1 protein-coding gene is annotated in these 619 nt (G+C 59.5%); it reads left to right on the top strand.

The annotated features are described in order from the left end of the window. A partial coding sequence (locus EOA22_RS36385; RefSeq protein ID WP_164756323.1) for an ATP-binding cassette domain-containing protein occupies nucleotides 1–619 on the top strand: 619 nt, incomplete at both ends.

The following is a 619-nucleotide window of genomic DNA, read 5'->3' as shown; positions in this document are numbered from 1 at the left end:
ACGCTGTCGCTTGTTGGCGATTCCGGCTGCGGTAAGTCGACCACGGGCCGCAGCATCCTGTTTCTCAATCCGCCGGATTCCGGCGAAGTGGTCTTCGACGGACGCACGGTGCGGCGCGACAACAGGTCCGATCTTTCGGACCTCCGACGCAACGTGCAGATGATCTTCCAGGATCCTTTCAGTTCCCTGGACCCGAAGCAAAACGTCGGTGCAATCCTGGCAGAGCCCCTGCTATGCCATGGGTTGGCGACCAAGGCCAAGGCTTTGGAGAAGGCGAAACATCTTCTGGAGCGTGTCGGCCTCGAACCGTCGATGATAACCCGTCTTCCGCACGAGTTTTCCGGCGGTCAGCGCCAGAGAATTTGTATCGCCCGGACCCTGATGCTCGACCCGAAGGTCATCATAGCCGACGAGGCCGTCTCGGCGCTCGACGTTTCGGTCAAGGCCCAGGTGATCGACCTGCTGCTTGAGCTGCAGGAGGAACTACGGCTGTCATACCTCTTCATCAGTCACGACATGGCTATTGTCGAACGTGTCAGCCACCGCGTGGCTGTCATGTATCTTGGCGAGATCGTGGAGATCGGGCCCAGCCGCGAGGTGATAGGGAATCCGAAACATC

Source organism: Mesorhizobium sp. M7A.F.Ca.US.014.04.1.1 (assembly GCF_003998745.1).
GTDB classification, from domain to species: Bacteria; Pseudomonadota; Alphaproteobacteria; order Rhizobiales; family Rhizobiaceae; genus Mesorhizobium; species Mesorhizobium ciceri.
Note: the sequence above shows the minus strand (reverse complement) of the source record. Positions and strands in the feature narration are given on the sequence as shown.